The 430-nt window shown below is 43.0% G+C and carries 1 protein-coding gene; it reads left to right on the top strand.

Going from position 1 to position 430, the window contains the following annotated elements; translation table 11 throughout:
* Positions 1 to 430, top strand: a 430-nt coding sequence (locus DLK05_RS17110) for an agmatine deiminase family protein (RefSeq protein ID WP_148114137.1), incomplete at both ends; no start/stop codon positions are given.

The following is a 430-nucleotide window of genomic DNA, read 5'->3' on the forward strand; positions in this document are numbered from 1 at the left end:
GATGAACAAGGGGGCTTGGAACATGCCGATGGCGTAGTCAGCTTTGTCGACCAAAATACCTTGGTAATTAACTCTTACCCTGAAGATCCCGACTATGCTAAGCAACTCAAAGCCGATTTAAAACGCGGTATTCCCAATGTTAAAATTCGTGAAATCATCACCCCTTATGATGGCAGTGAAATCTACGATGAAAAATTTGGTTCTGCATGTGGCCTATACACCAATATGTTGGTCACGCCTGAACGGATTTACTTCCCGCAATTTGGGATTAAAGAAGATGCTGTCGCGTTACAGCAAATTCGTAGCGTAACGAAGCGTACTGTTGTTCCAGTACAGTCTTCAAATGTCTGTCATATGGGCGGCGGTGTACGTTGTATGTCTTGGCAAGTGCGTGGGAAAAATGCGGAATTGTTCTTAAACTATTTAAATA

Source organism: Ancylomarina longa, from assembly GCF_003996985.1.
Lineage (GTDB): Bacteria > Bacteroidota > Bacteroidia > Bacteroidales > Marinifilaceae > Ancylomarina_A > Ancylomarina_A longa.